Here is a 12,744-nt window from a genome sequence, read left to right on the forward strand (position 1 = left end):
CACAGCCGTCTCGGTCCCGGGCGGTATGTAGAGCGCCTTGCCGCCGCCCGCGTCCGACCAGGTGAACAGCAGGAGATACCCCTCCCGGGGCAGCCCGTCGTCAATCAACGTCCGGGGCACCGCCGCAAGGTCGAAGGAGGCGACGAAGACGTCGCCCATGCGCCACTCCATGTCCAGGGGCAGCTCCGGCGCCCCTCCGATGTAACCGATCACCCGGTCATCCGGCCGGACGCTCCCCGTGGCCTTCCAATCGAAGTACACAGCCGTCTCCATGCTCCACAGCAGGCGGGTGATGGCGTCGTCGGAGACCCCGTGCCGCCGGGCAAAGGCCCGAAAGGCGCTGCTGCGGGACGTCTGCCCCACAGGATCTCCGGAGGGGCCGGCGGTGCTGATCCAGTTGTCCACGAAGTCGCTTTCTGACGAGGGATCGGTGACCGGCACCGTGCGAGCGGGCCCGATGCCTGATCAACACGGTAGAACACCCCTCCGACAACGCCCTCGTAGCCAACTGCCGACGGCCCTACGGCTGTCCACACACCGCGTCACTCTTCAACCATCGCCGCCCGAAGCCGACGTGGCGTCGGCGACTCCTGACAAGCCCGTGCACGGTAGGCGGTGCTTGCCGACGGCGTCATGGCTCTGATCATCGGTGACGTGGTCGGCCACGACCTGGAGACGGCCTCGCACATGGCCGAGGTGCGCAACATGCTGCGCGCCCTGGCCTGGGACCACCAGGAGCCGCCCAGCCTCATCGTGCGCCGCCTCGACGAGGCCGTCACCAACACCAGCGACGCCCCCATGGCCATCCTCGTCCTCGCCCGCATCGAAGGTCCCGAGGGCGGGCCCTGGCAACTGCACTGGGTCAACGCCGGACATCCCCACCCCTGCTGGTCAGCCACGAGGGAGACACTTGTTACCTCACGGGCGGGCACGGACCGCTGATCGGCATGAGCGCCGCCCTGGATCTGGGCCTGGAGTGGCCCGACGCGCACGAGGACCACCGACCGGAGTCCACTCTGCTGCGCTACACCCGACGGCCTGGTGGAGAGCCGCGGCCGCCCGATCGACCTCGGTATGGGCCAAGCTCCGCCACCACGCCTCCGTCCTGGCTCAACGGCTGGCCGAGCAGCCCGTAGACGACTTTTGCGACGAACTACTGGAAGCGCATCAAGCCCAGCGGCGACGATGTCGCCCTGCTCGCGCTGCGGCTACCCGAGGCCGGTATGGGCGCCCCGCGACCGCCGGCCGCCACCGCTCCAGCAGTCCCCGCACAGCCGCCCCGAACCGGGCCGCTCCGGGTTCCCTCCAGGAGCATCCGCCGGTACAGGACCCCACACGCGACGCCCGTGACGAGTCCCGGAACAACCTTCCAACCGAATGATCTTCGCAGCGAAGGTCCGAGAGCTTGGGCGCTGAGCAACGTTTCACTCCATATGGCCTGATAGGGGCGTTGATCAGACCTGGGACGCTTGAGTAACCGGAAGCGTCAGATCCAAGTCAGGCGCCACAGACGGAACGCACCCGTGCCGTCCGACAGGTACTGACCGCCGCCAACGTCGTCGCTGGTGACCACATATTCCTTGGCCTGCCACAAGGGAATGACTGGAACGTCTTCGGCGATGACCTCCTGGAGGGCCTCCAAGTCGGCGCCTGCCTTGCCGCGGTCCGCGAAGCGCTGGCTCGCCGCGATCAGCCGGTCCACGGCCTTACTGCTGTAACCAGTGTTCATGGTGCCCTCCGTGCCAACGAGCGGCCCACCGAAGGTGTCCGGGTCGGGGAAGTCGGTCACCCAACCGACGGCGTACGCGTCGAGCCTGCCCTCCGCCCAGCGCTTCTGGAACTCGCCCCAGTCGTAGCCCACGAGGTTCACCTCGAACAGCCCACTCTCCTCGAGCTGCCGCTCGAGCTCCTTGGCCTCCTCGGCAGCGGCACCGCGGCCCTCGGAGTAGGCATAAGTGAAATGCACCGGCAGGCTCACACCGGTCTCGGTGAGCAGTCGGCGCGCCTTTGAGGCATTCAGCTCGGGGTAATGGTCGAAGAACGAGGTGGTGTGCCCGGTGATGCCCGTCGGGATCAACGAGTAGAGCGGAACGACAGTGCTCTCGTGCACGATGACCGCGAGCCGCTCGCGGTCGATCAGCCAGGCCATGGCCTGCCGGACTCGCGGGTCATGCAGCGGCTTGCCTTCACGTGTATTCAAGTAGAGGTTGCGGGTCTCGGCACTGTTCGCCTCAAACACTCGTTGGTCGGGGTCGCTGGGGTCCAGTTCGGCGAGGATTTTCGGCGGGAATTGGCGGGCGGCGACATCGATCCGGCGGTCGTTCCACGCGTCGTTCAGGCTGATGGTGTCCTCGTAATACCGAAGCTCGACAGGCTGTCTGCTCTGCTTGGCGGCTCCCCGGTAGTCGCCGTTGGGTGATAGGACAGCCCGTTTTCCTTCCACATACGACGCGAGTGTGTACGGTCCGGTGCCGTCGACCAGCTCGCCGCTGCGGAGGAAGGTGGCCGGGTATTTGGTGGAGTCGACGATCGATCCGGCCCCGGTGGCCACCTTGAACGGGAAGGTGGCGTCGGGTGAGGACAGAGCGAAGGTGACGGTCTGTCCGCTCGCCCGCACCGAGTGGAGAGTGTCCAGCAGAGATGACGGGCCGACGTCGGACTTGATCCTCTTGACGCGGTCGAAGGAGAACTTCACGTCCTGGGTTGTCATTTCGCGCCCGCTCGGGAAGGTGAGCCCGTCGCGCAGTTCACAGCGGTAGGTACGCAGGCCGGCGCCGGTGAAGGCACAGCTTCTGGCCGCGTCCGGTACGGGCTCGGCACCGCCTGGTTCGACAGTGAGCAGCGTCTGGAAGACATTGCTGAACAGGGCCAGGGAGCCGGCGTCGTAGGCCCCGGCCGGGTCCAGCGAGGTAGCGGCATCTGTCGTGCCGACCTTGATGGTCCTGCCTGATGTCTCCTCCGGCAGCAGAATCCAGCCGGTCACCCCTACGACTGCGAGCACGAGCAGCCACGCGAGTCTTCGCTTCTGAACCGATGACACCGGTCCCCTCCTTCCCGGCCCTCAAGGGCCGCCACGCACACCCACCTCAGAGGGGTGTGACAGGCCACATAGTAATGTGAAATGTTATAACTCTCCGCGAGAATCATCTCGTTACCGAGTCCTGTCCGACGCTTCACCGGGAGACACTTCGGCATCGCGTCCTCTGGAGCGGCTGCGCAAGCAGGCAAAGTCGCTGCGGCGGGATGCACGAGCCGGAGTGGCCCACGCACTGGGTCTCGTTGCGGAGATTCATCCCAGGCCGTCGGCATCACTCACCCTGTCGGACGCACAGCTTGTCACCGCCCGTATGTACGGCTTCACGAGCTGGCCCCGGCTGAAGCAGCATCTCGATACCATCAGGCGCTACTCGCGCTCCCCCCACCAGGTAGCGGCCGGTGGCGAGTTGGCGGACGAGTTCCTGCCTCTTGCCTGACTCACCTACGAAACCGACGTCCCGGGCCGTACACGGCAGGCCGACCTGATGCTCGACACACACCCACGGCTGGCTGTCGCGAATGTCTTCACCATGGCGGCCACCGGATCCTACGAGGCACTCGACGATCTCCTGACCGAAGAACCGGACCTCGCTGTTCGCCAGGGCGGCCCCTTCGCGTGGGGAGCCGCTGCTGTATCTGTCGTACGCACGCCTCCGCGCTCCCGGTCGCTGGGTGGAGTCGGCGCGGCTCCTGCTCGAGTGCGGCGCCGACCCCAACTCCGGTTACCTGTGGGAAGGGCTGACTTCACCGTTCACCGCTCTCACCGGCGCATTCGGCGGCGGCGAGCGTGATGAACCGGCTCATCCGCAGGCACTGGAACTGGCTCGGCTACTGCTGCGGTCCGGCGGACCCCAATGACGGCCAGAGCCTCTACAACCGCGGTCTCGGCGACGAGGTCTTCACCGACGACATAACACATCTCGAGCTCCTGCTGGAGCATGGGCTGGGCAGCGGTAACGGAGGGCCGTGGCGAGCCCCGCTGGGCCCGGTACTTCACTCTCCCCGGCAGTTGCTACGCGACGAGCTCTCCACCGCCGCGTTGCGGGGCGGCCCGAACAGAGCTCGACTGCTGCTGGCTCATGGTGCCGAGGCCAACGGCATCGGCGCGCACCCGGTATACGGCGGGCACACTCCCTACCGGCTGGCGTTGCGGCACGGACACGCTGAAGTCGCGGAGGTTCTCGCCTCGGCCGGCGCCTCGACGACGCTGGACACAACGGATGCCTTCGTCGCCGCCAGTATGCGCGCGGATGCCGACGCGGTTCGCGGCCCTGGGACCTGAGCCCCTTACCCGGGCGCTGACCACAACCCCGGAACTGATCAACTACGCGGCTGAACACCGCAGTGCGGCAGCAGTTCGGCTGCTGACCGAGCTCGACTTCGATGTGAACCACCTCCTGCACTGCACGCCGCTGCACGAAGCGGTGTGGAATGACGACGTGGAGACAGTGCGGACCCTCATCGAGCTGGGTGCGGATCCTAGGATCAAAGACACGGAACATGACTCGTCCGCCCTCGGCTGGGCACAGTTCGGAGGCACACGGCAGGTCGAGGCGATCCTGCGGGGCCTCACCCCGTAGGTTCGCTCAGCCGGGCCCCGCCTCGGGCCCGGCTGACGGAGGCACGGGAGGGGCGCCCCGTCATCCGTTCGGCGAGGCGGCTTGTGCGGCCGGCAGCGGCTACCTCGGCCGCGGTTCGAGCGTGCCGTCGACGAGCCGGGTGATCCCCAGCGGGTTGTCGGCGCGCAGTTCATCGGGGAGAAGGGCGTCGGGGAACGACTGGTAGCAGACGGGGCGGAGCCAGCGTTCGATCGCCAGGGTTCCGACGCTGGTACCGGGCGAGCTCGTCGCGGGCCACGGTCCGCCGTGCACCATGGCGTGACCGACCTCGACCCCTGTCGGCCAGCCGCCCCACAGGATGCGTCCGGCGAGCTCCTCCAAAATGGGCAGGAGGCGCGCAGCCGTCGTCAGGTCGGCATCGGAGCCGTGCAGGGTTGCCGTCAACTGCCCCTCCATGTTCTCCAGCAGGCCGAGGAGTTCTTCGACACCGGACCACCGCACGATGAGTCCGGCCGCCCCGAAGACCTCACCGGAGAGGAGTTCATGGGCCGCATAAGTCGCAGCATCGCATTCGAGCACCACAGGGGCCGGTGCATACGGGCTCTCCCCGGGCTTTCCCTGAGCCAGCAACGAGACGCCGTCGACGGCCGCCCACCGTCTCGACCCCTCGACGTACGCCTCCGTGATGCCCGAAGTGAGCATGACCCGTCCTGTCGTCTCGGCCACTTCCCGGGCTACTGCCGAGCGGAAGGCGTCACCTGCCGCACCCGTCGGCAGCAGCACCAGGCCGGGATTCGTGCAGAACTGGCCTGATCCATTGGTCAGCGACGCCACATACGCGGCGGCGAGTGCGGCAGGGTCGGCCAGGGCTCCGTCGAGGACGACCACCGGGTTGACCGCCGACATCTCGGCATGGACGGGGATGGGCACAGGCCGAGTGTGCGCGGCCCTGGCCAGCGCCAGGCCTCCGGCCCGGGACCCGGTGAATCCGACGGCCGTGATCCGTGGGTCGCGCACGAGGGTCTGACCGACTTCGGTACCGCGGCCGACCAGCAACGAGAAGACACCGGCAGGCATGCCGGTGCGCCGGGCGGCGGAGACGACGGCGCGGGCGACGAGTTCGCAGGTGCCCGGATGCGCCGGGTGCGCCTTGGCTATGACGGGACAGCCCGCGGCCAGTGCGGATGCGGTGTCACCGCCGGCGACGGAGAAGGCCAGCGGGAAGTTGCCCGCGCCGAACACGGCGACAGGGCCGACGGGCATCCTGCGCAGACGCAGGTCCGCTCGGGCGAGCGGCAGACGCTCGGACAGCGCGGGGTCCACGCGCACACCGAGTGCGTCCCCGCTGCGGACCAGATCGGCGAACATGCGCAGTTGTCCGCAGGTACGTCCGCGTTCGCCGGTCAGACGGTCCCGCGGCAGTCCGGACTCACTTGCCGCGAGTTCCAGGAGGCTGTCGCCGAGTGCCTCGATCTCCTCCGCGCAGGCATCGAGGAAGGCGGCCCGGTGGTGCCCGGGCAAGGCGCGGTACTCGCGGGCGGAAGCGGCGGCCAGACGGGCCGCCTGCGCGACCTGGTCGGGTGATGCGTCACGCAACGGTGGGCCCAGGGGCTCGGACGTCGCCGCCTGGACGGCACGCCAGGGGGCGCCCGTGCCGGGGATGTCACGGCCGGCCACGATGGAGGTTCCGGTCAGGTGCACAGTTCTCCGTCTCCTGTTGCAGAAAGTCGTACTGCCGTTGGCGTTGTCTTCACGTCGGTTGGATGTATAGCCTAGACAATGGCATGTGACATTGCACAGGGGGAGGGTCGATGACCCTGAAAGTCGTCGTCGTGGGTGCGGGCGTGGTCGGCGCGGCGTGCGCCTTCCACGCCACCTCGGCAGGGCTGGACGTCACGGTCGTCGACCGCGGAGCCGTCGGCTCGGGGACGACGAGTCGAGGAGAGGGCAATATTCTCCTCTCCGACAAGGAGCCAGGTCCCGAACTCGATCTCGCTCGCCTGAGCCGTGCCCTGTGGGACGAGGTCGGCGAGGAGCTCGGGCCGGACTCCTTCGAACTCGATCGTAAGGGCGGACTGGTCGTCGCGAGCACGACCGAAGGCCTCGCCGCGCTCGGCGGGTTCGCCGCGCGCCAGGAGGCGGCCGGTGTCCGCGTCGAGCCGGTCGGTGAGGTGCGGGACGTCGAACCCCACCTGGCCCCCGGACTCCCCGGCGGCATCCGCTATCCGCAGGACGCGCAGGTGCAGCCCGTGCTCGCGGCGGCCGTGCTGCTGCGTGCCGCCGTGGAACGCGGCGCACGCTTCCACCCGGGTGAGGTCACCGGCGCAGTGACCGGCCGGGAGGGCAGGGTGGCCGGTGTGCGTACGGCGGTTGGTGACGTCCTGCCCGCCGACGCCATCGTGAACGCGGCCGGGACCTGGGGCGGCGAGGTCGGCCGCCGGCTCGGCGCGCCCGTCGAGGTACTTCCCCGCCGGGGTTTCGTCCTGGTGACCGAACCACTGCCGCCGATGGTCCGGCACAAGGTCTACTCGGCCGACTACGTCGCCAACGTGGCCTCGTCCGACGCCGGACTGGAGACCTCGTGCGTCGTGGAGGGCACGCGCGGCGGCACGATCCTCATCGGTGCCAGCCGGGAGCGCGTCGGCTTCGACACCACGATGAACCCCGCCGTGATCACCCGGCTCGCCGCGCAGGCATGCCGGCTGTTCCCCTTCCTGCGCGAGACCCATCTGATCCGCAGCTACCGCGGCTTCCGCCCGTACTGCCCGGACCACCTGCCGGTCGTCGGCCCCGACCCACGGGCCCCCGGCGTCATCCACGCATGCGGCCACGAGGGCGCGGGCATCGGTCTCGCGCCCGCCACCGGTGCGCTCGTGACGGCCCACCTGCTCGGCCGTCCCTGGCGCGGCGCCGATCCGGCCGCGCACACCGGACTTTTGCCGAACCGATTCCTCACCTCTGGAGGTGCGCCGGAGTGAGCGAGCTCATCATCGACGGCGAGCCACTGCCGTTCATCGAGGGACAGACCGTCGCCGCGGCACTCGTCGCCGCGGGCCGGCTGTCCTGGCGCACCAGCCGCGTCGGGCACCGTCCGCGCGGTGTCTTCTGCGGGATCGGCGTCTGCTTCGACTGCCTTGTGACGATCGACGGCGCCGGCGGGCAGCGCGCCTGCCTGGTACCGGCGCGCCCGGGTATGACCGTCACGACCGAGGAGGATGACGATGAGTGAATCGACCGACCTCATTGTCGTGGGCGCGGGCCCGGCCGGTATGGCCGCGGCGGTCACGGCTCTGGCCGGCGGGCTGCGCGTGGTGCTGGTCGACTCGGGCACCGCCGTCGGCGGTCAGTACTGGCGGCACCCGCCGGAGCACGCGCGGGCGGCGATCCCCACCGACGACCTGCACCACGGACTGCGCGAATACCGCGCCCTGAGCCAGGCGTTGTCGGCGCACTCACGGAGGGGCCGGCTGGATCTGCGCCTGGCGCATCACGTGTGGTCCGCCGTCCGCGAGGACGACGGATTCGCGGTCCACGTGGTCGACCGCCGGGACGCACCGCGGGAGACCGCCGGGGTCCTGCGTGCACCGAGACTCCTCGTGGCGACCGGGGCCTACGACCGCCAACTGCCCTTCCCGGGATGGGACCTGCCCGGAGTGCTCACCATCGGCGGCCTCCAGGCGCTGCTCAAGGGCGGCGGGGTCGCGGCCGGGAGCCGGGTGGCGCTGGGCGGTACCGGCCCGTTCCTGCTTCCGGTCGCCGCCGGCCTCGCGGCGCGCGGAGTCGACGTCGTCGCGGTGTGCGAGGCCGCCCACCCGCTGGCGTGGCTGCGGCACCCCGGGCCGCTGCTGCGCAACCCCGCCAAGTGGACGGAAGGGGCCCGGTACGGCGCCACGCTCGCGCGCCACGGCATCCGGGTCCATCCACGCACGGCGATCACCCGCGCCGAAGGAGGCGACCGCGTCACAGCGGTCAGGATCGCCTCGCTGAGGCCGGACGGCAGCCCCCGGCTCGGCACCGAACGACAGGTCCAGGTCGACGCCGTCGGAGTCGGCTGGGGATTCGCACCGCAGCTCGACCTGCTCGTCCCCCTCGGCTGCGCCCTCACGGACGCGCCGGACGGGAACGCGGTCGTCGCGGTCGACGGCGGACAGCGCACCACCGTCCCCGGTCTGTATGCCGCGGGGGAGACCTGCGGAGTGGGCGGGGCGGCACTCGCGGTGGGCGAGGGCCGTCTGGCCGCGGAATCGGTCCTCGCCGATTCCGGCGCCGCTCCCGTGCTGGGGCGCAGGGGGCTGTCCGCGGTGCGCTCCGCGGTGGCCCGGCAGCGCGGCTTCGCCCGGGCGATGGCCCTGGCCCACCCGATCCCTCCGGCCTGGCCGGCGTGGCTGAGCGATGACACCGTGGTGTGCCGCTGCGAGGAGGTCACCGCGGGCGCGGTCCGCAGCGCCTGCACCGGGGGCGGGGCCCACGACCACCGGCAGGTCAAGCAATTGACCCGCGCCGGGATGGGCTGGTGCCAGGGGCGGATGTGCGGTCCTGCCGTGCACTGCCTCACGGCTCAGGAGCAGGCCTATACGCCCGCAGAGCGGCTTGTCGCAACGCCCATCAGCCTCGGGGCGCTTGCCGACATTGATGAAGAACACTGACAACTTCCAAGGAGCACACATGACAGAGACCCGCATGCCCTGGCACGGCGTCATCGTCGCGACCAGCCTGCCGTTCCACGACGACCTCACCGTCGACTTCGACGCCTACGGTGAGAGCGTCGCCTGGCTCGCCGAGCAGGGAATGCACGGTGTCGCGCCGAACGGGTCGCTGGGCGAGTACCAGACACTGACGTACGAGGAGCGCGACCGTGTTGTCGAGACGGCCGTCGCCAACGCCTCCGACGGGTTCACCGTCATGCCCGGTGTCGGGGCCTACGGCGGTGCCGAGGCCAAGCGGCATGCCCAGTTTGCCAAGGACGCCGGCTGCCAGGCCGTCATGTGCCTGCCGCCCAACGCCTATCGCGCCGACGACCGCGCGATCCTGGAGCACTTCGAGCTGGTGGCCTCGGCCGGGCTGCCCGTCACGGCGTACAACAATCCCATCGACACCAAGGTGGACCTGCGCCCGGACCTGCTGGCCAAGCTGCACGCCGAAGGGTTCATCGTCGGCGTCAAGGAGTTCTCCGGCGATGTCCGGCGCTGTTACGAGATCTCCGAACTGGCCCCCGGCCTCGACCTCATGATTGGCACCGACGACACCGTGCTGGAGGTCGGCATCGCCGGCGCCAAGGGCTGGGTCGCCGGTTACCCGCAAGTCTTCCCCCAAGCCTGCCTCGCGCTCTACGAGGCGTCCGTCGCCGGCGATCTTGGCACGGCCCTGCCGCTCTACCGCCGGCTGCACCCGGTGCTGCGCTGGGACAGCAAGACGGAGTTCATCCAGGCCATCAAGCTCGGCCAGGAGATGGTCGGCCGCCGCGGCGGCGTCTGCCGCCCGCCGCGACAGCCGCTCGGCCCGGAGACGGAGGCCGTCGTGCGCGCCGCCACCCAGGTCCTCATCGACGCCGGGGTGAACTGACGATGCGCTCGACCGTCTGCTACCACGCCGTCGATTCGCACACCGAGGGGATGCCCACCCGCGTGATCACGGGGGGTGTGGGCGTCCTTCCCGGCGCGACCATGTTCGAGAGACGGCAGCGGTTCGTCGCCGAACGCGACCACCTGCGCACCCTGCTCATGTGCGAGCCGCGCGGGCACGCGTCGATGTCCGGCGCCGTCCTCCAGCCGCCGACCCGGCCGGACGCCGACTACGGCGTGCTCTTCATCGAGGTCTCCGGCTGCCTGCCGATGTGCGGACACGGCACCATCGGCGTCGCGACGGTCCTCGTGGAGACAGGCATGGTCGAGGTGACCGAGCCGGAGACCCTGGTCCGACTCGACACACCGGCGGGACTGGTCACGGCCCGCGTGCGGGTACGCGACGGCCACGCCGAATCGGTGACCCTGGAGAACGTCGCCTCGTACTGCCACGACTTCGACCAGGTCGTCGACGTCCCCGGACACGGGGCGGTGCGCTACGACATCGCCTACGGCGGCAACTTCTACGCCTTCGTCCGCACCGAGGACCTCGGCATCCCCTTCGACCGGGCAGAGAAGCAGCGGCTGCTCGACGCCGGACTGGCCGTCATGGACGCGATCAACAAGCAGAACCCGGTCTCCCACCCCGAGAACCCGGACATAGACGAGTGCCACCACGTCTATCTCGAAGCCCCGGGATCGACCGCGGAGCACTCACGGCACGCCATGGCGATCCATCCGGGCTGGTTCGACAGGTCGCCCTGCGGCACGGGCACCAGTGCCCGGATGGCGCAGTTGCACGCCCGTGGGCAGCTGCCGGTCGGCCGGGACTTCGTCAACGAGTCGTTCATCGGCTCCCGGTTCATCGGCCGCATCCTCGGTGAGACGACGGTCGGGGACCGGCCGGCCGTCCTGCCGTCCGTCACCGGCCGCGCCTGGATCACAGGCACCGCGCAGTACCTGCTCGATCCGTCGGACCCCTACCCGGCGGGCTTCTCCCTCTGAGCGTTCTCGTATGCCGCCCACGCGGCATACGAGAAGGCTAGAAGTCACACATACATCACAGGTGCCGCCGCAGCTTCCGTCTCACAAGGCCGATGGCTATTGTCAGTGCAATGTCACACATTGCGCTGTGTGGCATTCGTGCATCACCGTACAGAGCACTCAGCATGTGACAAACGCGCAGCCGGAACGGCGCGCATGTCGCTTGCGTATGCCATGGGCAAGTCCTGCTCCACGGGCATCAGCAGACTCGTCGGTGCAATGTCACACGTTGCATTTCTGCGTCGCTACGTGCCCGAGGAGCCACTTCAGCCGTCAGGGCAACCGCCCGGCGGCGGACAACGCGAGAGACGGAGTATGACATGACCATCGCTCGTCGCGCCTTCATGGCGGCAACCGCCATGACGCTTGGGCTCGGCCTTGCCGCGTGTGGCGGCGACCTCACTCAGGAAAGCTCCGGAAGTGACAGTTCCGGCACCATCAAGCTCGGCATGCTCACACCGTTGAGCGGCAGTTCGGCCGCCATCGGCCCTTACATGAGGGACGGTGCTCAGCTGGCTGTCGACGAGATCAACTCCAAGGGCGGTGTCGACGGCCGTAAGCTCTCGCTCACCGTCGAGGACGAGGCGTGCGATCCGAAGACAGCCGCCGCCGGTGCCGCCAAGCTCGTCAGCGCAGGCGTCAGGATCTCGGTCGGTGGCTACTGCTCCTCCGCGACCCTGCCCACGCTGAGCATCTTCGACAAGGCACACATTCCCATGATCGTGCCGGCGGCCAACTCCGCGGACCTGCTGGCGGAACAGCGGCGGAACGTGTTTCTGATCAACGGCACCGGCATCCAGCAGGCCCAGGCCGCCGCGAAGTTCATCAAGGCGGAGGGCAGCAAGAGAGTCGCCCTGGTCGACGACAACACCTCGTACTCGACCGACATCACCAAGCGCACCCGGGACGAGCTGGGGCTGCTCGGCACGAAGGTCGTCAACCATCAGTCGGTCACCGCGGGGGAAACGGACTATTCGGGCGCCGTCAACACCGTGCTGGACTCCAAGGCGGACTTCGTCTACTGGACGGGGTATTACCAGGAGGGCGGCCTGCTCATCAAGCAGCTCAAGGCCGCCGGTTACCAGGGCAGCATCATGGTCGCGGACGGCTCGGTCGACGGCAAGCTGATCAAGATCGCCGACAGGGACAACGCGCAGGGCGTGTTCGCGACGATGACCCAGACGCCGCAGACCATCCCCGGCGGGCAGGCGTGGATCGCCAAGTACAAGAAGAAGTTCGGCTCCGACCCCGGCCCGTACTCGACGCAGGCGTACGACGCGGTGCGCGTCGCCGCGGAGGCGGTCGAGGTCGCCGGCTCCACCGACGGTCAGGCCGTCATCGAGGCACTCGAGCAGATCGACGGATTCAAGATCTTCTCGGGCCCGCTGGACTTCACCATCCAGCACACGCTGAAGACGGGCGGCTTCGCCATCCTCGTCGTCGGGGGCGACAACTTCGCCCTCAACAGGTGACGTCGGCCGGGTGGTGGCCGGCCGCACCGGCCACCCCGCGTCGCTGCTTCCCCTCACGTATCGGGAAACACG

The 12,744-nt window shown here is 69.1% G+C and carries 11 protein-coding genes and 1 pseudogene; 9 read left to right on the plus strand and 3 right to left on the minus strand.

Annotation, left to right across the window (positions count from 1 at the left end; translation table 11 throughout):
- Window positions 1-405 (minus strand): annotated as a pseudogene (locus IE172_RS24605) (hypothetical protein); the annotation flags it as partial.
- 228 nt (window positions 406-633) lie between these two features.
- Here IE172_RS24605 and IE172_RS34715 point away from each other — a divergent pair.
- Complete coding sequence (locus IE172_RS34715; protein ID WP_229886332.1) at window positions 634-942, plus strand: PP2C family protein-serine/threonine phosphatase; 309 nt, start codon at window positions 634-636, stop codon at window positions 940-942.
- 544 nt (window positions 943-1,486) lie between these two features.
- Here IE172_RS34715 and IE172_RS24615 read toward each other — a convergent pair.
- Window positions 1,487-3,040 (minus strand): ABC transporter substrate-binding protein, encoded by a 1,554-nt coding sequence (locus IE172_RS24615; RefSeq protein ID WP_190099499.1) that lies wholly within the window; start codon window positions 3,038-3,040, stop codon window positions 1,487-1,489.
- Window positions 3,041-3,826: 786 nt separating this feature from the next.
- On the opposite strand from IE172_RS24615, the gene IE172_RS24620 reads away from it, so the two are divergent.
- Together IE172_RS24620 and IE172_RS24625 are read left to right on the plus strand one after the other, a co-directional pair.
- Window positions 3,827-4,318 (plus strand): ankyrin repeat domain-containing protein, encoded by a 492-nt coding sequence (locus IE172_RS24620; protein WP_190099500.1) that lies wholly within the window; start codon window positions 3,827-3,829, stop codon window positions 4,316-4,318.
- On the plus strand, window positions 4,287-4,616 hold the full coding sequence (locus tag IE172_RS24625; protein ID WP_190099501.1) for an ankyrin repeat domain-containing protein: 330 nt from the start codon (window positions 4,287-4,289) through the stop codon (window positions 4,614-4,616). The genes IE172_RS24620 and IE172_RS24625 overlap by 32 nt, the downstream gene beginning before the upstream one ends.
- A 99-nt stretch (window positions 4,617-4,715) precedes the next feature.
- Here the strand turns inward: IE172_RS24625 and IE172_RS24630 are convergent, their stop codons facing one another.
- Window positions 4,716-6,296 carry an aldehyde dehydrogenase (NADP(+)) gene (locus IE172_RS24630; protein WP_190099502.1) on the minus strand — a complete coding sequence of 527 codons (1,581 nt, stop codon included), beginning with the start codon at window positions 6,294-6,296 and terminating at the stop codon, window positions 4,716-4,718.
- 110 nt (window positions 6,297-6,406) lie between these two features.
- Between IE172_RS24630 and IE172_RS24635 the strand changes: the two genes are divergently transcribed.
- From IE172_RS24635 to IE172_RS24660, 6 genes are all read left to right on the plus strand, one after another.
- Window positions 6,407-7,573: an NAD(P)/FAD-dependent oxidoreductase gene (locus tag IE172_RS24635; RefSeq protein ID WP_190099503.1), complete on the plus strand. Its 1,167-nt coding sequence runs from the start codon at window positions 6,407-6,409 to the stop codon at window positions 7,571-7,573.
- Complete coding sequence (locus tag IE172_RS24640) at window positions 7,570-7,824, plus strand: (2Fe-2S)-binding protein (RefSeq protein WP_190099504.1); 255 nt, start codon at window positions 7,570-7,572, stop codon at window positions 7,822-7,824. The genes IE172_RS24635 and IE172_RS24640 overlap by 4 nt, the downstream gene beginning before the upstream one ends.
- Window positions 7,817-9,241, plus strand: coding sequence for an FAD/NAD(P)-dependent oxidoreductase (locus tag IE172_RS24645; RefSeq protein WP_190099505.1), 1,425 nt, complete (start codon window positions 7,817-7,819; stop codon window positions 9,239-9,241). Before IE172_RS24640 ends, IE172_RS24645 begins: the two co-directional genes overlap by 8 nt.
- A gap of 19 nt (window positions 9,242-9,260) precedes the next feature.
- Complete coding sequence (locus tag IE172_RS24650) at window positions 9,261-10,157, plus strand: dihydrodipicolinate synthase family protein (protein WP_190099506.1); 897 nt, start codon at window positions 9,261-9,263, stop codon at window positions 10,155-10,157.
- 2 nt (window positions 10,158-10,159) lie between these two features.
- Window positions 10,160-11,161, plus strand: coding sequence for a proline racemase family protein (locus IE172_RS24655; RefSeq protein ID WP_190099507.1), 1,002 nt, complete (start codon window positions 10,160-10,162; stop codon window positions 11,159-11,161).
- Between the two features lie 398 nt (window positions 11,162-11,559).
- Window positions 11,560-12,672, plus strand: coding sequence for a branched-chain amino acid ABC transporter substrate-binding protein (locus IE172_RS24660; protein WP_268253488.1), 1,113 nt, complete (start codon window positions 11,560-11,562; stop codon window positions 12,670-12,672).
- Window positions 12,673-12,744 lie beyond the last annotated feature (72 nt).

This window comes from Streptomyces griseoflavus, from assembly GCF_014649995.1.
Taxonomy (GTDB): Bacteria; Actinomycetota; Actinomycetes; order Streptomycetales; family Streptomycetaceae; genus Streptomyces; species Streptomyces griseoflavus.

Bases quoted from the DNA above. Each gene is read 5' to 3' on its own strand.
- IE172_RS34715 (WP_229886332.1), top strand. From the start codon at position 634: ATGGCTCTGATCATCGGTGACGTGGTCGGCCACGACCTGGAGACGGCC.
- IE172_RS24620 (WP_190099500.1), top strand. From the start codon at position 3,827: ATGAACCGGCTCATCCGCAGGCACTGGAACTGGCTCGGCTACTGCTGC.
- IE172_RS24625 (WP_190099501.1), top strand. From the start codon at position 4,287: ATGCCGACGCGGTTCGCGGCCCTGGGACCTGAGCCCCTTACCCGGGCG.
- IE172_RS24635 (WP_190099503.1), top strand. From the start codon at position 6,407: ATGACCCTGAAAGTCGTCGTCGTGGGTGCGGGCGTGGTCGGCGCGGCG.
- IE172_RS24645 (WP_190099505.1), top strand. From the start codon at position 7,817: ATGAGTGAATCGACCGACCTCATTGTCGTGGGCGCGGGCCCGGCCGGT.
- IE172_RS24650 (WP_190099506.1), top strand. From the start codon at position 9,261: ATGACAGAGACCCGCATGCCCTGGCACGGCGTCATCGTCGCGACCAGC.
- IE172_RS24655 (WP_190099507.1), top strand. From the start codon at position 10,160: ATGCGCTCGACCGTCTGCTACCACGCCGTCGATTCGCACACCGAGGGG.
- IE172_RS24660 (WP_268253488.1), top strand. From the start codon at position 11,560: ATGACGCTTGGGCTCGGCCTTGCCGCGTGTGGCGGCGACCTCACTCAG.